21 protein-coding genes and 1 other RNA gene are annotated in these 17,991 nt (G+C 58.2%); 15 read left to right on the forward strand and 7 right to left on the reverse strand.

Annotated elements, in window-relative coordinates; translation table 11 throughout:
- Position 1 precedes the first annotated feature (1 nt).
- A complete protein-coding gene (locus K3556_RS02880) occupies positions 2 to 997 on the reverse strand; it encodes a pseudouridine synthase (protein WP_409557761.1) in 996 nt (331 codons plus the stop codon).
- 71 nt (positions 998 to 1,068) lie between these two features.
- Between K3556_RS02880 and K3556_RS02885 the strand changes: the two genes are divergently transcribed.
- Positions 1,069 to 1,521, forward strand: coding sequence for a nucleoside deaminase (locus tag K3556_RS02885; RefSeq protein ID WP_260518230.1), 453 nt, complete (start codon positions 1,069 to 1,071; stop codon positions 1,519 to 1,521).
- Between the two features lie 3 nt (positions 1,522 to 1,524).
- Here K3556_RS02885 and K3556_RS02890 read toward each other — a convergent pair whose 3' ends face one another.
- The gene (locus K3556_RS02890) at positions 1,525 to 2,223 is read right to left on the reverse strand and encodes a metal-dependent hydrolase (RefSeq protein ID WP_260518231.1); all 699 of its coding nucleotides are present in this window, start codon (positions 2,221 to 2,223) and stop codon (positions 1,525 to 1,527) included.
- Positions 2,224 to 2,374: 151 nt separating this feature from the next.
- Between K3556_RS02890 and gatC the strand changes: the two genes are divergently transcribed.
- The 6 genes from gatC to rpmG all read left to right on the forward strand — a co-directional run bounded on the left by gatC (position 2,375) and on the right by rpmG (position 6,293).
- On the forward strand, positions 2,375 to 2,662 hold the full coding sequence (gatC, locus tag K3556_RS02895) for an Asp-tRNA(Asn)/Glu-tRNA(Gln) amidotransferase subunit GatC (protein ID WP_260518232.1): 288 nt from the start codon (positions 2,375 to 2,377) through the stop codon (positions 2,660 to 2,662).
- Entirely contained in the window at positions 2,662 to 4,143 is a 1,482-nt protein-coding gene (gene gatA, locus K3556_RS02900) for an Asp-tRNA(Asn)/Glu-tRNA(Gln) amidotransferase subunit GatA (protein ID WP_260518233.1), read from the forward strand. The genes gatC and gatA overlap by 1 nt, the downstream gene beginning before the upstream one ends.
- Before the next feature lie 42 nt (positions 4,144 to 4,185).
- A complete protein-coding gene (locus tag K3556_RS02905; RefSeq protein WP_260518234.1) occupies positions 4,186 to 4,917 on the forward strand; it encodes a hypothetical protein in 732 nt (243 codons plus the stop codon).
- A complete protein-coding gene (locus K3556_RS02910) occupies positions 4,918 to 5,604 on the forward strand; it encodes an N-acetylmuramoyl-L-alanine amidase (RefSeq protein WP_260518235.1) in 687 nt (228 codons plus the stop codon). It begins immediately after the preceding gene.
- A 12-nt stretch (positions 5,605 to 5,616) separates the two neighbouring features.
- Positions 5,617 to 6,003: RNase P RNA component class A (gene rnpB / locus K3556_RS02915), an RNA gene on the forward strand.
- 122 nt (positions 6,004 to 6,125) lie between these two features.
- Positions 6,126 to 6,293 carry a 50S ribosomal protein L33 gene (gene rpmG, locus K3556_RS02920; protein ID WP_008034579.1) on the forward strand — a complete coding sequence of 56 codons (168 nt, stop codon included), beginning with the start codon at positions 6,126 to 6,128 and terminating at the stop codon, positions 6,291 to 6,293.
- A 79-nt stretch (positions 6,294 to 6,372) separates the two neighbouring features.
- Here rpmG and K3556_RS02925 read toward each other — a convergent pair whose 3' ends face one another.
- The 3 genes from K3556_RS02925 to K3556_RS02935 all read right to left on the reverse strand — a co-directional run bounded on the left by K3556_RS02925 (position 6,373) and on the right by K3556_RS02935 (position 8,248).
- Positions 6,373 to 7,077 (reverse strand): SGNH/GDSL hydrolase family protein, encoded by a 705-nt coding sequence (locus K3556_RS02925; RefSeq protein WP_260518236.1) that lies wholly within the window; start codon positions 7,075 to 7,077, stop codon positions 6,373 to 6,375.
- A gap of 66 nt (positions 7,078 to 7,143) precedes the next feature.
- The gene (locus tag K3556_RS02930) at positions 7,144 to 7,917 is read right to left on the reverse strand and encodes a Bax inhibitor-1/YccA family protein (RefSeq protein WP_260518237.1); all 774 of its coding nucleotides are present in this window, start codon (positions 7,915 to 7,917) and stop codon (positions 7,144 to 7,146) included.
- A gap of 121 nt (positions 7,918 to 8,038) precedes the next feature.
- On the reverse strand, positions 8,039 to 8,248 hold the full coding sequence (locus K3556_RS02935; protein ID WP_260518238.1) for a DUF1127 domain-containing protein: 210 nt from the start codon (positions 8,246 to 8,248) through the stop codon (positions 8,039 to 8,041).
- A 124-nt stretch (positions 8,249 to 8,372) separates the two neighbouring features.
- Here K3556_RS02935 and K3556_RS02940 point away from each other — a divergent pair, with 124 nt between their 5' ends.
- Positions 8,373 to 9,227, forward strand: a complete 855-nt coding sequence (locus K3556_RS02940; RefSeq protein ID WP_260518239.1) for a LysR family transcriptional regulator — start codon at positions 8,373 to 8,375, stop codon at positions 9,225 to 9,227.
- Positions 9,228 to 9,232: 5 nt separating this feature from the next.
- Here the strand turns inward: K3556_RS02940 and K3556_RS02945 are convergent, their stop codons facing one another.
- The gene (locus K3556_RS02945) at positions 9,233 to 10,195 is read right to left on the reverse strand and encodes an NADPH:quinone oxidoreductase family protein (RefSeq protein WP_260518240.1); all 963 of its coding nucleotides are present in this window, start codon (positions 10,193 to 10,195) and stop codon (positions 9,233 to 9,235) included.
- 317 nt (positions 10,196 to 10,512) lie between these two features.
- Between K3556_RS02945 and K3556_RS02950 the strand changes: the two genes are divergently transcribed.
- From K3556_RS02950 to K3556_RS02965, 4 genes are all read left to right on the forward strand, one after another.
- The gene (locus K3556_RS02950) at positions 10,513 to 10,881 is read left to right on the forward strand and encodes a helix-turn-helix domain-containing protein (RefSeq protein WP_260518241.1); all 369 of its coding nucleotides are present in this window, start codon (positions 10,513 to 10,515) and stop codon (positions 10,879 to 10,881) included.
- 60 nt (positions 10,882 to 10,941) lie between these two features.
- On the forward strand, positions 10,942 to 11,745 hold the full coding sequence (gene hisN, locus K3556_RS02955; RefSeq protein ID WP_409557762.1) for a histidinol-phosphatase: 804 nt from the start codon (positions 10,942 to 10,944) through the stop codon (positions 11,743 to 11,745).
- A gap of 122 nt (positions 11,746 to 11,867) precedes the next feature.
- Complete coding sequence (locus K3556_RS02960; RefSeq protein WP_260518242.1) at positions 11,868 to 13,199, forward strand: 8-oxoguanine deaminase; 1,332 nt, start codon at positions 11,868 to 11,870, stop codon at positions 13,197 to 13,199.
- 115 nt (positions 13,200 to 13,314) lie between these two features.
- Positions 13,315 to 13,626, forward strand: a complete 312-nt coding sequence (locus tag K3556_RS02965) for a 5-aminolevulinate synthase (protein WP_260518243.1) — start codon at positions 13,315 to 13,317, stop codon at positions 13,624 to 13,626.
- Here the strand turns inward: K3556_RS02965 and guaD are convergent.
- Positions 13,616 to 14,902 (reverse strand): guanine deaminase, encoded by a 1,287-nt coding sequence (gene guaD / locus K3556_RS02970; protein ID WP_260518244.1) that lies wholly within the window; start codon positions 14,900 to 14,902, stop codon positions 13,616 to 13,618. The genes K3556_RS02965 and guaD overlap by 11 nt on opposite strands.
- 129 nt (positions 14,903 to 15,031) lie before the next feature.
- Between guaD and mgtE the strand changes: the two genes are divergently transcribed.
- The 3 genes from mgtE to K3556_RS02985 are packed head-to-tail and all read left to right on the forward strand — an operon-like array spanning position 15,032 to position 17,859.
- Positions 15,032 to 16,414, forward strand: a complete 1,383-nt coding sequence (gene mgtE / locus K3556_RS02975) for a magnesium transporter (RefSeq protein ID WP_260518245.1) — start codon at positions 15,032 to 15,034, stop codon at positions 16,412 to 16,414.
- Positions 16,415 to 16,416: 2 nt separating this feature from the next.
- Entirely contained in the window at positions 16,417 to 16,983 is a 567-nt protein-coding gene (locus tag K3556_RS02980; protein ID WP_260518246.1) for a 5-formyltetrahydrofolate cyclo-ligase, read from the forward strand.
- 51 nt (positions 16,984 to 17,034) lie between these two features.
- On the forward strand, positions 17,035 to 17,859 hold the full coding sequence (locus tag K3556_RS02985) for a TIGR00282 family metallophosphoesterase (protein WP_260518247.1): 825 nt from the start codon (positions 17,035 to 17,037) through the stop codon (positions 17,857 to 17,859).
- The last annotated feature ends 132 nt before the right edge of the window (positions 17,860 to 17,991 follow it).

The raw sequence follows: 17,991 nt of genomic DNA on the forward strand, positions 1-17,991 counted from the left end.
ATCACCTCTTGCGGGCACCTGGACGGCCCTGGGGTTTGCCGCTTGCCCCTTTGCCACCGAACCCCTTGCCTTGAGGGCGTTGCCCCGGATTGCCACCGGGACGCCCAGCGCCTTTGAACGCGGGTTTGGCACCCGGTTTGCTGCCATGCTTGCCACGCGGTATCTCTTTGCGTGTCCGCACAGGCGCAGGCTTTGCATCCTCCATCCCCAACTGATCGCGCACGACGCGCTGCCGGATTTCCTCGACCTCGCCCGGCTTCAGCTCGCCCAGCTGGAAGGGGCCATAGCTGACCCGAAGCAGGCGGTTGACGGTCAGGCCCACCGCTTCCATCGCGCGACGAATTTCGCGGTTTTTACCTTCCCGCAAGCTGATGGTTAGCCACGCATTCGCGCCTTGTTGCCGGTCCAGCGAAACGCTCATCGGCTGGAAGCGTTCACCATCGACGGTGATACCCTTTCGCACTGGGGCAAGGGTGTCTTCGCTGGGGCGACCATTGACGCGAACACGGTATTTGCGCGTCCATCCCGTCGAAGGCAGTTCCAGCTTCCGCTTCACTTCACCGTCATTGGTCAACAGCAACAAACCCTCGGAGTTGATGTCGAGCCGACCGACACTCACAACACGCGGCATGTCGTCGGGCAGCGCCGCGAACACCGTGTCGCGGCCTTTCTCGTCACGCTCGGTCGTTACAAGGCCGATGGGTTTGTAATAAAGCCACATGCGCGGCGGTTCGGGTTCAGCCAACGGCGCGTCGTCAAACAGGATCACATCCTTGGCGGTGACGTTCAGGGCCGGGCTGTCAATAACAGCGCCATTCACTTTGACGCGCCCCGCTTCGATCATCCGCTCGGCCTCTCGCCGACTGGCGACACCGGCACGTGCCAGAACCTTGGCGATGCGATCACCCTTCGTTGGGTCGGTCGTCGCGGTATCCACTTTTTTCGGTGCGGGTTTGCGACTCGATTTGGGTCTGGGGGGGCGTTTTTTGTCTGTCATGCCTTCGCATAGCGCGGGGCAGCGCAAAGGGGAAGCCTTGGCAAGCGTGCAACTGCGGGGCAAAAGGGGGCATGAGCAGGTTCAAAAGCCACATGGATGCCGCCATGGCAGAAGCCCGCGCCGCTGCCGGGCGCGGCGAAGTGCCTGTGGGTGCGGTGTTGGTGTCTCCGTCAGGGCAGGTCGTCGCTGCGGCAGGCAACCGGACACGGGAGCTGAACGACCCCACTGCGCATGCCGAAATTCTGGTGATCCGCGAGGGCTGCGCGCAAGCTGGATCCGAACGCCTGCCGGAACACGACCTGTATGTCACGTTGGAGCCTTGCGCGATGTGTGCCACCGCGATCTCGGCGGCGCGTATTCGGCGGGTGTATTATGGGGCGGCAGACCCGAAATCGGGCGGCGTCGCCCATGGCCCGCGCATCTTCACCCATCCGCAATGCCACCATGTGCCGGAAATCTATGACGGCATCGGCGCGGACGAGGCAGAACAGGTTCTGAAGGACTTCTTCGCAGCCCGGCGCTGATCGCTAGATCGTGATTGGTTTCAAAACCTCCGGCTCCACCACGTTCACATCTGGAAGCGCGCGGGTCAGTTCATCCGCCGACTGTGCCAAAACCGGGAACGTCTTGTAGTGACAGGGAATCACGGTTTTGAAGTCGAAATACCGTTTCGCCGCATAGGCAGCGCGGGCCATATCCATCGTGTAATGCCCGCCCGCGCAGAGAATGCCGATATCGGGTTTGTGCAAATCACCCATCCACTCCATATCCGCCATGATATCGGTGTCGCCGGACAGATAGATCACGTGGCCGTCGCCAGCGATCATGAAGCCAACTTCGGAACCAGCGCAGAGGGGCCGATCCCCACCCAGATAATCGAAACTGGCAGAGTGCGAGGCGTTCACCATTGTGACCTTCGCGCCGTTCAGGTCGACCGTGCCGCCTTTGCCGAAGCCCAAGGTCTCTATCCCGTCCTCACTGCCCCAAAAAGTGGCCAACTCGTGGATGGCGACAATCGGAATGCTCTTCTCGCGCGCAATGGCGAGTGTCGAGGATGCGTGGTCCCCATGCCCATGGGTGATCAGGATGTGAGTCGCGCCCGCTGTAGCTTCATCCCGGCGTTCCTCGGGAAACATCGGGTTCCCGTCCAGCCAAGGGTCAACCAGAAGCACGGCACCTTCGATCTCGATCCGAAAACCTGCATGTCCCAGAAATGTGATTTGCATGGATGCCTCCTTTTTCATCTTTCAGGTCCAGAGTAGCAGCAAAACCCGGCCTGTCACCCGTGGGACAGTGCCGCATCCGGCGCACATGGCTTGCGGGCGGGGCACGTGCGCGCTAAACGACAGGGCGAAACATGAGCCCCGGGAGCACCCCATGTCGATCGATATCGAAACCGCGCGCAAAGTTGCGCATCTGGCCCGCATCAAGGTCGAAGACGACCGCCTGCCGGAACTGGCCGAGAACTTTAATGCGATCCTTGGCTTTATCGAGCAACTGAACGAAGTCGATGTTGATGGGGTCGAACCGATGACCTCGGTCACGCCGATGCGCCTGAAACGTCGCGACGACGTTGTGACCGACGGCGACATGCCCGAAAAAGTCCTGTCCAATGCGCCCGACGCGCGCGAGGGCTTCTTTGCTGTGCCGAAGGTGGTGGAATAATGGCTGATCTGAACAAACTGACGATAGCGGATGCACGCGATGCGCTGCGCAAGGGCGACCTGACGTCGGCGGAACTGACCGAAGCCTGCCTGACAGAAATCGAGGGCGCGGGCGCGCTGGGCGCGTTTGTGCACAACACACCCGATCTGGCACGCGAACAGGCCAAAGCCGCAGACGCACGCATCAAGGCAGGCGACGCGCCTGATATGTGTGGCATCCCGTTGGGCATCAAAGACCTGTTCTGCACCAAGGGTGTGGCAAGCCAAGCGGGCAGCCGCATTCTTGAGGGGTTCATCCCGGAATACGAATCGACCGTTAGCCAGAAGCTGTTGGACGCAGGCACTGTCATGTTGGGCAAGCTCAACATGGACGAATTTGCCATGGGCTCGTCCAATGAAACCAGCGTTTACGGCGATGCTGTGAACCCCTGGAAGGTCGATGACCGTAAGCTGACCCCTGGCGGTTCATCGGGCGGTTCGGCGTCTGCTGTCGCCGCCGATCTGTGTCTGGCCGCGACCGGTACCGACACGGGCGGTTCGATCCGCCAACCCGCCGCGTTCACCGGCATCACCGGCATCAAACCAACCTATGGGCGCTGTTCGCGCTGGGGTATTGTGGCCTTTGCCTCGTCACTTGATCAGGCTGGTCCAATGACCAAATCGGTACGTGATGCGGCGATCATGCTGGAGGCTATGTGTGGTCACGACGCGAAAGATTCGACCAGCGCGGATATAGCCGTTCCAAATTTCGAAGCCATGCTGACCGGTGATATCAAAGGCAAGAAGATCGGTATCCCCAAAGAATACCACATGGACGGAATGCCCGGGGAAATCGAAACGCTTTGGTCCAATGGGGCCGATATGCTGCGCGATGCAGGCGCCGAGATTGTTGATATCTCGCTGCCGCATACGAAATACGCCCTGCCGGCCTATTATGTGATTGCACCAGCCGAGGCGTCGTCGAACCTTGCCCGCTATGACGGCGTTCGCTACGGCCACCGTGCCAAGCTTGCACAAGGGGACGGCATCACCGAGATGTATGAAAAGACCCGCGCCGAAGGCTTCGGCGACGAGGTGCAGCGCCGCGTGATGGTCGGCACTTACGTGCTGTCTGCCGGGTTCTATGATGCCTATTACAACCGCGCCCGAAAAGTGCGCGCGTTGATCAAGAAAGATTTCGAGGACGTATTTGCCCAAGGTGTCGACGCCATTCTGACCCCCGCCACGCCCTCTGCGGCGTTTGGTTTGGGCGAGATGGAAAACGCCGATCCTGTGAAGATGTACCTGAACGACGTTTTCACTGTGACCGTGAACCTAGCGGGGCTGCCCGGCATCTCGGTTCCGGCCGGTTTGGACGCGCAGGGTCTTCCCTTGGGTCTGCAATTGATTGGCCGCCCATGGGAAGAAGGCGATCTGCTGAATATCGCTCAGGCGGTCGAAGCACGCGCCGGATTTGTGGCAAAGCCCCAGAAATGGTGGTAATCCGAGCGGATTAACCAATCTGACTGCAAGAAAGAGGGTTCTATGCGGTATCTACTGGGAATAGCGGCAGTTGCGTCGCTCGCAGCCTGTGTCAGCAACGCGCGTGACAGCCGTTCGCCATCTAATGTGGCACCAAGCCCGGAAGCGGTGTCCGGCGCGCCGTTGTCAGCGATGATCGAAGGAAGTTCGGTGACCAGCCAATCGCTGGACAGTGCAGATGGTGCACCTGGTATTTCGGACGAACAGGATTTCAATGCCGTTGCGGGTCGTGAAAGCATCGAAAGCGACGCCCAGCGGCTGGAGAACTATCAGGCGGCCTATGTTCAGGCAGACCCTGTCGCCGTGCCCGAGCGCCCCAGCGGCAGCTCGGTTTCGGTTGTGGAATATGCCCTTTCGACGACCAATATGGTTGGGCAGGCGATCTATTCCCGCTCGGCCCTGTCTGGCGATGCACGGGCGGACCGCAACTGCGCACGCTACACCTCGGCCGACCTCGCACAGATTGCATTTCTTGAGGCCGGTGGCCCCAAGCGCGATAAGAATGGGCTGGACCCCGATGGTGATGGTTTTGCCTGCGGCTGGAACCCGGCCTCTTTCCGCACCGCGCGCGGCACAGTCGAAGACACAACGACGGTTGAAGAGACCGGCGTCAGCAAGGCCGATCTTGAAGCATTGGGCATAACGACGACAGAAGAGCAGCCCGTCATCGCCGATCCCGTCCCTCTGCCAGGCGAGACCCTGAATATTTCCGGCGAAACCGTTCCGAGCGAATAGGTGCAAATCGCGTCTTGTCCGTCTCCGAACTATGGCCCGCGACGGGATGGGTTGCGACCGTCGCTGATCGTTCTTCACTACACCGCCATGCCGATACCTGACGAGGCGATGGAACGTCTTTGTTCACCTGAGCACGAAGTGTCGGCGCACTACCTGTTGCATCGTGATGGGCGGGTCATGCAGATGGTGAATGAAGACATGCGCGCTTGGCATGCCGGGGCCGGAACGTGGCGCGGGCAAGATGATATCAACTCGCGGTCGATCGGGATCGAAATCGACAATGACGGGTCCTCGCCCTTCAGTGAACCGCAACTGGCCCAACTTGACCAGCTGCTGCCAGAGATCATGCAACGCTGGTCCATCCCTGTCGAGGGCGTGATCGGGCACAGCGACATGGCGCCTGATCGGAAGACGGACCCCGGGCGTCGATTCCCATGGTCCCGATTTGCACGGCAGAACCTAGTCGTCTGGCCTGACGAGCATACGGCCACCCCCGATGAAGCAAGGTTTTTGAGCCATGCGGCCGAGTTTGGGTATCCGACAGAGGCCGGATGTGCCGCTGTTCTTGACGCCGTGCGACAGCGCTTCCGACCATGGGCGCATGGCCCAATGGATGCACGCGATATGGGGATCATCGCGAACCTGGCCATACGCTTCCCTGTTGACCGGTCTGAGCGCATCGCCTAAGTCGAGTGCTGCGCGGATGGCCGGATGACCGCGTGGGACAGGGTGCCTGCACCTTGAAGCGCGAGGAAAGTCCGGACTCCACAAGGCAACGGTGCCGGGTAACGCCCGGCCGGGGAAACCCGAGGGAAAGCGCCACAGAGAACAGACGGCCGGCGCTTGTCGCAGGTCACGGTGAAACGGTGGGGTAAGAGCCCACCGCGCGTCTGGCAACAGAGGCGGCACGGCAAGCCCCACCGGGAGCAATGCCAAATAGGGACCTTGCGGGGGCAACCCCAGGGCTGTCTTGGCCCAAAGGTCCGGGTTGGCAGCTAGAGGTGTCTGGCAACAGGCATCGTAGAGGAATGGTCATCCAGGGTGGCAACACCTGGACAGAATCCGGCTTACAGGCCATCCGCGCATAACTCTGCTTTCTTCGACGGAAATCTCATATTTGGCTGTTGACTCGGGGGCCAATGGCGCTAAAAGGCGGGTTCCAGAGATTTACCCGGGCGGCATGCGCCCGCCCGATAGGAGCTGTTGTTATGGCGAAGCCGACCACGATCAAGATCCGCCTGAACTCGACTGCGGATACCGGCCACTTCTACGTGACCAAGAAAAATGCACGCACCATGACCGAGAAAATGGTTGTGAAGAAATACGACCCGGTTGTGCGCAAGCATGTCGAGTACAAGGAAGGTAAGATCAAGTAAGCTTGATCCCTTTCGACTTTGAATGGGCCGTGCCTTTGGGCGCGGCCTTTTCGTTTGCATCCCGCCCGGTAAATGGCGGTCAGTGGTGAAGGATTTTCTGAGCCACTTTTCTACTGATCAGGAAATAGGTGTTTGGACCAGGGTGAAAGCCATCATCGGCCATCATTTCGGCCGTCAGAGGCACATCGAAAGGGATGTAGTCCAAGCCCATCTCTTCTGCTTGATTGACCAGCGCGATGTCAAATCGGCGGGCCTGTAGGCCAAGAAACCAGCGCAACGGCTGTGGCAACAGGGGAAAGCTCGCGAGCGGCGGGATGCCCGCAACGATCACCCGCTTTGCCCCCCATTCCTTTAACAGATGTTCATAAAGTTTTGCCCGCGCGGAAAGCAGATTGGCGAGCGGGATTTGGCTGGTCACGTCATTCACACCAAGCACAACAAGGGCGATATCGGTCTGAACGGGGGTTTGCGATCGTAGCAGAGGAAGAGCCGCCCGAGTGGTCGCACCGGACCGGGCGACCAACTGCCAATGGATTTGATGTGAAACGCCAAGCGCTTGTACCAGTTGACCCGACAAGGCTTCGGTTTGGTGTTTGGCACCGACGCCAGCGGCGGAACTATCGCCGACGATCAAGAGGCGCAGGGGGGTGCCGGTGCCGAATTGGCCAGACCTGTGCCCTGGTGGTTCTGGCAGTGCCGTCGCAGTGTTGCGAACGCTTAGGGCTTGCGCCACCAGAAGCGGGCTCAGCAGAAGTTTTGCAATGGTTTCAAAAAAGCTGTTCATACTTGCCATTCAACAAAAAAGGCCGGTCGATTTGACCGGCCTCTGTTGTTTGTTATCCGTCGCGAATTACTCGCGGTTGCCAAGGAACTGCAGCAGGAACATGAACAAGTTGATGAAATCCAGATACAGGTTCAACGCACCCATGATCGCGGATTTCGCCAGCCATTCACTGTCCATCGACTGCGCGTGCTGGATGTAGTCGTTCTTGATCTTCTGCGTGTCATAGGCTGTCAGGCCCGCGAAGATCAGCACACCGATCACCGAGATCGCGAAATGGATCATCGAACTTCCGATGAAAATGTTGACGATCGAGGCGACGATCAGACCGATCAGGCCCATGATCAGGAAGGCACCCATTGGGCCAAGGTCACGCTTGGTGGTGTAACCATAAAGGCTGAGGCCCGCAAAAGCGATCGCGGTGACCAAGAAGGTCTGAACGATCGATACGCCAGTGAAAACCAAGAAGATCGAGCTGATCGACAGACCCATCAACACGGCAAAGGCATAGAAGAACAGTTGCGCACCAGCGGCGGACAAACGATTGATCGCAGCGCCAAAGGCGAAAACCATGGCGAGTGGGGCGAACATGACGACCCATTTCAGAGGCGACATATAGATCGCCTGACCCAAACCAGTCAGGTACTGACCTTCGCGGATCGCGGCAGTTGCACCGGTTGGATCGGTGGTTACGGCAAGGCCGGCAATGGCCCAACTGGCCAACGCAGTGATCAAAAGGCCAACGGACATTAGCCCATAAACCTTGTTCATGTGGGCGCGTAGCCCTTCATCAATCGCGGCACGGGTGCCTACACCTGAGCGGACCGTATCAAATTCAGCCATTTAGACCTCCAGAAAAACCATACTCGGCGGGTCCAAACGGAAACCGCCCTTGGCTGTAATATCGGCAAGGGCGGCGTGTTTTTCAAGGGGAATAGAACACCTAGGTGCGATCGGGCACTTATTAGTGCCAATGCGCCGGAACATCCCAGACCGGACGATGGGCTTCGCGCTGTGCATCGCGGTAAGTCAGACCGATATCGTCAAGCTGGGCTGTGTCCAATTTTGCAAGCGCACGGCGCTCGCGGTGGGTTTCCCAAGCATGAACCAGCCACGCAAGTGGTGAAACCATATGGCGTGCGGTGGGTGTGTTGGTGCAGATTGCAGCTGACATCTCGTCTCTCCTTTGCGAAACTTTATGATTGATAGGCGTTGCATCACATTTCCTGATGGTTATGCTCGATGAGGAATGATAAGTAAAATGAATGTTTTTGCGCACTAATATCACGAGGATTGATATGCCCCGAAATCTCGACCTGACAGCTTTGCGCAGTTTTGTCACCGTGGCGGATGCTGGCGGGGTAACCCGGGCCGCCGGGCTTTTGCACCTGACGCAGTCGGCGGTGTCCATGCAGCTTAAGCGGCTGGAAGAAAGCATAGGGCGCGCGCTTTTGGACCGAAGCGGGCGGGGTGTGTCACTGACAGCCGACGGCGAGCAGCTGCTTGGATATGCGCGTCGAATGATGCGGTTGAACGATGAGGTATATTCGCGGCTGACTGATCAAGCCTATGAAGGCGAGATTGTATTGGGTGTTCCTGCGGATGTGGTCTACCCGGCGATACCGTCTGTTCTCAGGCAATTTCATGCGGAATATCCGCGGATGCGGGTGCAACTGATCTCATCTTATACGAGCCGGTTGAAATCCATGTTTGCGCGGGGCGAGTGCGATATCACCCTGACCACCGAGGAAGAGCTGGATGCCGGGGCTGAAACTCTGGCTGCTTTGCCGCTGGTGTGGGTTGGTGCCCCCAATGGTCAGGCTTGGCGCTGCCGGCCGCTTCGCCTTGCGTTTGAACGAAACTGTATCTTTAGAAAAGGTGTTCAGCAGGCTCTGACGGCGGCAAACATTCAGTGGGAAATGGGGGTCGACGGCGATTCAACCCGCACGATCGAGGCGTCTTTGTCCGCCGATCTTGCAGTACACGCCGTGATCGACGGCACCGTTCAGCCGTTCCTGGAAGAGATTGATCACGGCGGCGCGTTGCCTGATCTGGCAATCACACGCGTGAATATGTACTCAGCCAACAACGCGGGCGGTCAGGCGAAACAAGACCTTCTGGCGATGATCCGGCAGGCCTTTAAAGATCTTTAGAGACGTCAGTCCATCGTTACGACGACTTTGCCGGTCGATTTGCGGTTCCGCAGCAGGTCCAGCGCTTCGTCGATCTGGTCAAGTGGCACGCAATGGCTGACATGCGGTTTGATCTTGCCGTCAGCATACCACGCCAGCAGTTGGCGCAGACTTTCGGTTAGGACCTCTGGGCGGAACTTCAGGTACGCTCCCCAATACAAGCCGATCAGTGTGATGTTCTTAACCAGCATGTGGTTCGGTCGCACGTCGGGCAAATCGCCGCTGGCAAATCCAATCAGCAGGATACGCGCTTCGGGATTGCATGCGCGGAAGGCGGCGTTGAACTGTGCGCCTCCAATCGCGTCGTAAACCACATCGGCGCCACCAAGCGCTTTTACTTCGTCGCGGATATCCTGTGTGTCAGTGTCGATCAGATGATCTGCGCCTGCGCGACGGCAAACCTCCAACTTGTCTGCGCCGCGCGCGCAGGCGATCACCCGCGCGCCCATGACTTTACCGATTTCAACGGCAGTTAATCCAACCCCACCAGCCGCGCCCAGCACGACCAAAGTCTCTCCGGGTTGCAGGCGGGCTTTGTGGTCAAGCGCGACATGGCTGGTGCCATAGGCGATTTGAAAAGCAGCAGCATCTTCGAAGCTCATGTTGTCTGGCAATGGCAGGCAGCGGGCCGCATCAAATACCCCATGCTCGGCGAAGCCATCGCGGCCAGAGAATACAACCACGCGCGTTCCCGGGGCAGGGCCGTCGGTGTTGGGGCCAAGGGCCGAGATCACGCCAGCAGGTTCCATCCCAAGCGAGAAGGGGGGCGTCGGGGTGTCCTGATACTTGCCCTTCGACATCAACAAGTCAGCGAAATTCAACCCACAGGCTTTTATGTCGACCAAGGCCTGACCTTGCCCCGGTTCAGGAACAGGGGCGTCGGTCAAACGTGCGGTTTGGTGGAAATCTGTAACGCGAAAGGTTTTCATGAGGCCTCCTTGTAGCAACTCCATAAGAGGTTCCGGCCAGAAAATCGAGCGAGATAGTTGAGAATCAACTGCTCTCCTCAGCGTTGTGGAGTTGCAAAATGCAAAACAATTTGCTATTCTCCCTTGGCGTGTGCTGGTGCAATGCCGACTTTCGCATTGGTGGAGGCCAAAAAAACTCAGTGATATGCACTTATCACGCTGTAATTAAATGGTTTTTCCAATATTTCGGCAAAGCTGACCAAAAAGACAGGTTGAGCGACCGAGCTGTCACGTGATCAGTGGTTGCGTAATACAATCTACTAACGAGGAGTGGTTCAATGAAACATCCGGTGGATGTCCATGTTGGAAAACGCGTCCGTCACCGTCGGTGGATGGTGGGGATGACCCAGCAGCAGTTGGCTGAAAAAGTAGGTATCAAGTTCCAACAAATCCAGAAATACGAAACTGGCATGAACCGTGTTTCGGCGTCCAGACTTTGGGATATAGCAGCCGCGCTTTCTGTGCCGGTCAGTTTCTTCTTTGAAGGTTTGGAAAGCAAACCTGATGCGGATACCCAAAGCGCCCTGCCCGCCGACATTCTGGCGGACAAGGAAGCGCTCGAACTCGTTCGCAGCTATTATGCTATTCCGGACAATCAACGCCGACGGTTGTTCGAGCTGGCCCGCGTCTTGTCTGACGTCGCCTGAGCTTGACGCCCGACCGGTTGCCCTGCTACCGCCCGGTGAACATGCGGCGGGGGTGCGACAGTGACCGATCTGAACAACGACACGAAACAAGAATTGTTGCGCGCGGCAGAGGCTTTGGCTGATGCGGCGCGCAAAGCCGTTCTGCCCTTTTTTCGCGCCGACAATCTGATCGCCGATAACAAGCTCAGCGAGGGATTTGATCCGGTTACAGAAGGCGATCGCGCGGCCGAACGCGCAATGCGCGAGGTTTTGGCCCAGCTTCGTCCCCAAGACGCCATTTTGGGAGAGGAATTTGGCCAGACCGCTGGTGAAAGCGGCCTGACGTGGGTGCTTGATCCGATAGACGGAACGCGCGCCTTTTTATCAGGCACGCCCACTTGGGGTGTTCTGATAGCGGTTGGCGATGACGATGGCCCCCAACTTGGCATTATTGACCAACCCTATATCGGCGAACGCTTTGTCGGCGGTTTTGGCGTGGCGCGGGTCGATGGACCGCATGGGTCGCGGCCTTTGAAAACGCGAATGCCGCGTGAACTTTCCGATGCGATTTTGTTCACCACGTTTCCAGAGGTCGGAACGAAGCAAGAAGGGCAGGCGTTTCATCGGTTGTCCGAACACGTCAAGTTGACCCGTTATGGGCTGGATTGTTACGCCTATGGGCTGGTCGCCTCGGGCCACATTGACTTGGTGGTCGAGGCAGGTCTGCAGTCCTATGATATTCAGGGTCCGATGGCAGTGATCGAAGCCGCAGGTGGCGTTGTCACCAATTGGGAAGGTGGCCCGGTGCATCAGGGCGGGCGGGTGATCGCAGCAGCCAATGCAGAAATCCATGCCGCCGCCTTGGAAATTCTGTCACGAACCTAAGCCGTCAGCCAAAAAGGTTGCGAGATTGGCAGCGCCCGTGGCAAACTGGCGGCGCGCGCGAGTCCTTTGCCCTTTCTGTCGCCGCCAAGGTTGTCTCTCCGAAATGGGCTAAAGGAGACAACATGGAATTTCTAATCCGCAACGCGCAAACCGTTTTGACAATGGATGATGATAGTCGCGAGCTGACGTCCACGGATATTCGGATCGCAGATGGCGCCATCGCCGAGATCGGCACGGGCCTCAAGTCGCAGGGCGAGGTCATAGATGCAAAAGCTGCCGTGGTGACACCCGGCCTTGTGAATACGCACCACCATCTTTACCAGACATTGACGCGGGCTGTGCCGGGGGGGCAGGATGCGCTTTTATTTGGATGGCTACAAACACTGTACCCAATCTGGTCGCGATTTGGACCCGATGAAATGCGCGTATCGGCCATGGTCGGGCTGGCAGAACTGGCCTTGTCTGGCTGCACTATGTCCGCTGATCACCTCTATCTTTTTCCAAACGGTTCACGCCTTGAAGACACAATTGATGGCGCACGCGAGGTCGGGCTGCGGTTCCACCCCACCCGAGGCTCTATGTCCATCAGTGAAAGCGATGGCGGTCTGCCACCGGACAGTTTGGTTGAGCGTGAGGCAGACATCCTAAAAGACTGCATCCGTGTGATCGACGCCTTCCACGATGCTTCTGAAGGGTCGATGTTGCGCGTGGGTGTCGCGCCGTGCTCTCCCTTCTCGGTCAGTCGCGATTTGATGCGCGAGGCCGCCATTCTGGCGCGCGACAAAGGCGTGATGCTGCACACCCATCTGGCTGAGAATGACGAGGATATCGCCTATTCCGAAGCACAGTTTGGTTGCCGTCCCGGTCAATATGCCGAGGAGCTAGGTTGGGTTGGTGACGATGTCTGGCATGCCCATTGCGTGAAGCTGGATGGGGCCGAGATTGACCTGTTTGCCCACACGCGGACAGGCGTTGCCCATTGCCCGTGTTCGAATTGTCGGCTTGGGTCCGGGTTTGCGCCAGTGCGGCAAATGCGCGACGCGGGCGTCAAAGTCGGGCTGGGTGTTGATGGATCGGCGTCAAATGATCAGGGCAATCTAATCGACGAGGCGCGACAAGCCATGTTGCTGCAGCGCGTCGCCTTTGGGGCTGATAAGATGAGCGCGCGCGAGGTGTTGCGCATCGCAACCCGTGGCGGGGCAGAGGTTTTGGGACGCCATGATTGCGGGCAGATTGCTGTTGGCAAACGCGCAGATATCGCAATCTGGGACGTATCAGGATTGGACAGTGCGGGCAGCTGGGATCCGGCGGCTCTAGTCTTGGCGGGACCACGGCAGGTCCGCGATCTGTTCGTCGAAGGACGGCAGATTGTGCGCGCTGGGCAGATCACGACAATTGATCTGCCGCGCGTGATAGAGGACCAGAACCTGCTGGCCGCGCGGTTAAGAGCCTAGCAAGTTTGTCGGTTATTTTGAAATCTAGGTCCATTTCTGCTATGGTGGCTTACATTTCAAACCTCTCACATGCGGATATTACCGCAGGAAGGATGGGCTCACCATGCTTTCCGTAATGAGTGATAAGACATTTTTAGCGTTGGCCGCGGCCCTTGGTTACGGCGTTTCGACCATACTGATGAAGCACTATTCGCAAGGCTTTGCCTGGCTGCCATTGGCACTTCTTGTTGCTGTCTTGGCTGGCACGGTCGTCTCAGAGGTCTTCCTACTTCGGCAGGTCGAACTGGGCCTGGCCTATATCGCGATCATTGCAACGGAATCTCTGCTTGTGCTGGGATATTCCTTCGCCATTGGTGAAGGTCTGTCGCGGCAGGAAACTGCGGGCGCTGTGTTTGTGCTGTTTGGTGTTGCCTTGGTCAGCTTCTGAGGCATTTGCCATTGGCCCAGACCGCTTTGATCGCCCGATCATCGCCCATCATGATGGTGGGGAAGATCGCTTGCCATATATCCTCGGCGCGCGCGCTGCGCTGAGCGATGGCGGCTGTCGAGGCAAGATCGATGATTGCAAGGTCGGCCTCGGACCCCGGTGCAAGCGTGCCAATCTTGTCGTGCATGCGAATGGCACGCGCCGACCCTTCGGTCGCGAGCCACCAAAGCTGCGCCGGATGCAGTGGGTGCCCATTCAACTGGCCGACCTCATACGCTGCCGCCATGGTGCGCAGCATCGAAAAGGATGACCCGCCGCCAGTGTCGGTTGCCAAGCCAATTCTGTGACCTTGCTCCATCAGCCCCGCCATATCGAACAGCCCCGATCCGATGAACATGTTCGAGGTTGGGCAATGGATCAGACTGGCGTCCACTTCGCAAATGCGATCGCGTTCGCGGTCGGTCAGATGAATGGCATGCCCCAGAAGCGCGCCGGACCCAAGAAGGCCAAAACGTTCGTAGACATCCAGATAGTCCTTGGCATCCGGGAACAGATCCGCGACCCATGCGATCTCTTCGTGCTGTTCGCTGATATGGGTTTGCATCAGAAGGTCTGGGTTCTCTGCCCATAAAGCGCCAAGCGCCTCCAGCTGCTCTGGCGTCGATGTGGGCGCGAAGCGCGGCGTGATCACATAGGACAGCCGGTCCCGCCCGTGCCAGCGCTCCAGCAGCGCTTTACTGTCGTCATAGGCGCATTGGGCTGTGTCTTGCAGGTTGTCCGGCGCGTTGCGATCCATGCAGGTCTTGCCGCCCAGAACCCTCAACCCACGCCGTTCTGCCGCTGTGAAATAGGCGTCCACGCTTTCCGGATGGATGGTGCAATAGCTGACTGTGGTTGTCGTGCCCGATGCTGTCACAAGGTCGAAATAGGTCTCGGCGATGTCGGTCGCGTGGTCCAGGTCACCAAACCGGCTTTCTTCTGGAAAGGTGTATGTGTTCAGCCAATCAATCAGCCGCTTGCCCCAAGAGGCGATGATTGCCGTCTGCGGATAGTGTACATGCGCATCAACGAAACCCGGCGAAATCAGCGCGTCGCCGTAATCTGTCACTTCCGCTTCAGGGTATTTTCCCCGCAAGTCATCAGCCGATCCCAGATCTGCGATTACTCCATTCTCAATGGCCAAAGCACCGCGGCGCTCGTGTGTCACACACGCCTCTAGCGGCTCTTTGAACGGGTCTGCGGTGAAGCCAATTGTCTGTCCCAGAAGAAGGTGCATGTCTTTGCCTCACGTGATAGCCACCGGACAAGCTAGAGCCGGATAATTAGTGTGGCAATGGCTTTCTTGCGGTTCCATTGGTGGCAGCCATGGCCTATGTTCGCGCAGACAAACCGGGAGGGCTTCGTGATGCTGGATGAACAACTAAGCGACGACGCACCCGAAGAAGGTGATTACGAGCTTGATAAAGACGTTTTCCAGCCAGTCCTAGCGGCGCTGGAATCTGAAGATGCCGCCGCCTTGGTGCGTGCGCTGGAGCCCGTTCACCCTGCCGACATCGCCGATCTACTGGAACAGTTAGGCCACGACGAACGCGTTGCGCTCGTCCGCCTCTACGGTACAGAATTCGACGGCGATATTCTGTCAGAACTTGACGAAGGTCTGCGCGAAGAAATCGTGGGCGCTATGTCGCCGGAAGTGCTGGCAGAAGCGGTTCGAGATCTGGAAACCGACGATGTCGTCGACCTGATTGAAGACCTTGATGCTCCGCAGACGGCAGCGGTTCTGGGGGCATTGGATGCCGACGACCGGGTCGTTGTCGAACAATCACTTGGCTATCCGGAGGAATCTGCCGGTCGTCTTATGCAGCGCGAGCTTGTGGTTGCGCCGGAACATTGGAATGTTGGGCAAACCATTGATTTTCTGCGAAACCAAGATGATCTGCCCGAGACGTTTTATCACGTCATCTTGGTCGACCCGCGCATGCGCCCAACAGGGTATGTCACACTTGGCCGCCTGATGGGCAGCGCTCGCAAGGTCAAGATGACCGACATCGCCGAGGAAAGCTTTCGTACCATTCCGGTTATGCAGGACGAGGCCGAAGTGGCTTATGCGTTCAACCAGTATCATCTGATTTCTGCCCCTGTTGTTGATGCTGATGACCGCCTTGTTGGGGTGATCACCATCGACGATGCGATGGTTATTCTTGATGAAGAGCACGAAGAAGACATCATGCGTTTGGCCGGGGTTGGTGAAAGCAGCCTCTCAGACCGTGTAATTGATACCACCAAACGCCGTTTTCCGTGGCTTGCGGTCAACCTTGTGACGGCAATTCTAGCCTCAATGGTCATATCGCAGTTTGAGGACGTGATCGCACAGTTTGTGGCGTTGGCGGTGTTGATGCCAATCGTCGCGTCGATGGGTGGCAACGCAGGCACTCAGTCATTGACCGTGGCGGTTCGCTCGTTGGCAACGAAAGATCTGACCTCGGCCAACGTCTGGCGGGTGATCCGTCGTGAGGCCACGGTCGGGCTGATCAACGGGTTGATCTTTGCCGTTGTCATGGGGGCCGTCGGGGTGGCTTGGTTCGGGACGCCCGTTCTTGGCGTCGTGATCGCAATAGCGATGGTCGTGAACATGGTGGTAGCGGGTCTGGCGGGGGTTATCATCCCCGTTGTGCTGGAACGTCTGGATATTGATCCTGCGTTGGCGTCTGGCGCATTTGTGACGACGGTAACGGATGTTGTGGGCTTCTTTGCCTTCCTTGGACTGGCTGCGGTGATGCTTCTTTGACGATGGATCAGGACGTTTTGAAAACTACGAAGGCAGACGCGCGAAAGGCCGCTTTTGCCCGCCGAAAAGAGGCGCATAGCGAAGCACGTTCGGCGTCAGGTGTGGCGCATCTGTTATCTGTGGTGACCCAGCACAAGGGAAAGGTGCTGTCAGGTTACATGCCTATCCGCACCGAAATAACCCCCGTGCCCGTCATGGCCGCGATGGCCGCGCATGGGCCAGTTTGCGTACCAGTGATCGAGGGACCGGACCGGCCATTGCGCTTCGCCCTTTGGGCCCCGGACTGCGAGATGACGGAAGGTGCTTTTGGTGCCTACATTCCCGCGAAGCTAAAGTTCGTCGAGCCCGAAGTACTGATTGTGCCTCTGCTGGCATTTGATCGCAAAGGCGGACGCTTGGGATATGGTGGCGGGTTCTATGATCGCACGCTTGAGGGGCTGCGCAACCAGCGCCCCACATTGGCCATCGGCTATGCCTACAGCGCGCAAGAGGTCATTTCCGTTCCGCTAGAGCCGACAGACCAAAAACTGGATGCGATTGTCACTGACGACGGCGTACATTGGGTCTGATCCAAACGCTTGGACTTGCCCTTTGTAGCCATTCGACCTAGGGCTTGGCCCATGAAGATACTTTTTCTGGGCGACATAATGGGGCGCGCTGGCCGGCGCGCGGTGACCGACCGACTAAAAGGCTTGCGCGAGGCGTGGAAGCTGGATTTCGTCGTCGTGAATGGCGAGAACGCGACCGGCGGGGCCGGCCTGACCGCCGCCCATGCGCGCACGTTTCTTGATGCAGGCGCAGATGTCATCACGCTGGGCGATCATGCCTTTGATCAACGCGAGATGCTGTCATTTTGCGAACAGGAAACCCGGATCATTCGCCCGCTGAACTATGCAAAAGATTGCCCGGGCACCGGTGCACGGGTGTTTTCTGACGCGCGTGGACGCAAAGTTCTGGTGACACAGGCATTGGGGCAGGTGTTTATGAAACGTCCGTTCGATGATCCGTTTTCAGCCGTCGACGCGGTGCTGAAACGTCATCCCCTCGGCGGTGCCGTCCAAGCCGCACTTGTCGATGTCCATTGCGAGGCCACATCCGAGAAGATGGCCATGGGCCATTGGTGTGACGGGCGCGCCAGCGTCGTCGTGGGCACGCACACTCATGTCCCAACGGGTGACGCGCAGATATTGCCGAAGGGCACGGCATTTCAGACAGATGCCGGGATGTGCGGTGACTATGACAGCGTCATAGGAATGCAGAAAGAAGAACCAATGCGCCGCTTCATCACTGGCATGTCCAAAAGCCGGTTTACGCCGGCAGTGGGCGAAGCCACGTTGTCAGGGCTTTATGTTGAAACCGATGATCGCACGGGTAAAGCCACACGGGTTCAGATGGTTCGCGAGGGTGGGCGTTTGGCGCAATCGACGCCGCTTGACCTAAACTAATCCGCCCATCAGCCGGGTTTACCCAGAACCACGTCGTGACGACTGCGGCAATACAAAGCGCACATGACGAAAAACCGCGCTTGCCCACCGCGCGCGCAGCGGGCAAGACTTATGTGGCGAACCAATCAGGGG

The organism is Aliiroseovarius sp. M344, assembly GCF_025140835.1.
GTDB lineage: Bacteria > Pseudomonadota > Alphaproteobacteria > Rhodobacterales > Rhodobacteraceae > Aliiroseovarius.

Coding starts and splice junctions, on each gene's coding strand:
- K3556_RS02925 (WP_260518236.1), bottom strand. CDS start 7,077: ATGAACAGCTTTTTTGAAACCATTGCAAAACTTCTGCTGAGCCCGCTT.
- K3556_RS02980 (WP_260518246.1), top strand. CDS start 16,417: ATGGATCAGGACGTTTTGAAAACTACGAAGGCAGACGCGCGAAAGGCC.
- K3556_RS02890 (WP_260518231.1), bottom strand. CDS start 2,223: ATGCAAATCACATTTCTGGGACATGCAGGTTTTCGGATCGAGATCGAA.
- K3556_RS02935 (WP_260518238.1), bottom strand. CDS start 8,248: ATGTCAGCTGCAATCTGCACCAACACACCCACCGCACGCCATATGGTT.
- rpmG (WP_008034579.1), top strand. CDS start 6,126: ATGGCGAAGCCGACCACGATCAAGATCCGCCTGAACTCGACTGCGGAT.
- mgtE (WP_260518245.1), top strand. CDS start 15,032: ATGCTGGATGAACAACTAAGCGACGACGCACCCGAAGAAGGTGATTAC.
- K3556_RS02945 (WP_260518240.1), bottom strand. CDS start 10,195: ATGAAAACCTTTCGCGTTACAGATTTCCACCAAACCGCACGTTTGACC.
- K3556_RS02940 (WP_260518239.1), top strand. CDS start 8,373: ATGCCCCGAAATCTCGACCTGACAGCTTTGCGCAGTTTTGTCACCGTG.
- K3556_RS02985 (WP_260518247.1), top strand. CDS start 17,035: ATGAAGATACTTTTTCTGGGCGACATAATGGGGCGCGCTGGCCGGCGC.
- K3556_RS02885 (WP_260518230.1), top strand. CDS start 1,069: ATGAGCAGGTTCAAAAGCCACATGGATGCCGCCATGGCAGAAGCCCGC.
- gatA (WP_260518233.1), top strand. CDS start 2,662: ATGGCTGATCTGAACAAACTGACGATAGCGGATGCACGCGATGCGCTG.
- K3556_RS02930 (WP_260518237.1), bottom strand. CDS start 7,917: ATGGCTGAATTTGATACGGTCCGCTCAGGTGTAGGCACCCGTGCCGCG.
- gatC (WP_260518232.1), top strand. CDS start 2,375: ATGTCGATCGATATCGAAACCGCGCGCAAAGTTGCGCATCTGGCCCGC.
- K3556_RS02960 (WP_260518242.1), top strand. CDS start 11,868: ATGGAATTTCTAATCCGCAACGCGCAAACCGTTTTGACAATGGATGAT.
- K3556_RS02905 (WP_260518234.1), top strand. CDS start 4,186: ATGCGGTATCTACTGGGAATAGCGGCAGTTGCGTCGCTCGCAGCCTGT.
- K3556_RS02965 (WP_260518243.1), top strand. CDS start 13,315: ATGAGTGATAAGACATTTTTAGCGTTGGCCGCGGCCCTTGGTTACGGC.
- K3556_RS02880 (WP_409557761.1), bottom strand. CDS start 997: ATGACAGACAAAAAACGCCCCCCCAGACCCAAATCGAGTCGCAAACCC.
- K3556_RS02950 (WP_260518241.1), top strand. CDS start 10,513: ATGAAACATCCGGTGGATGTCCATGTTGGAAAACGCGTCCGTCACCGT.
- guaD (WP_260518244.1), bottom strand. CDS start 14,902: ATGCACCTTCTTCTGGGACAGACAATTGGCTTCACCGCAGACCCGTTC.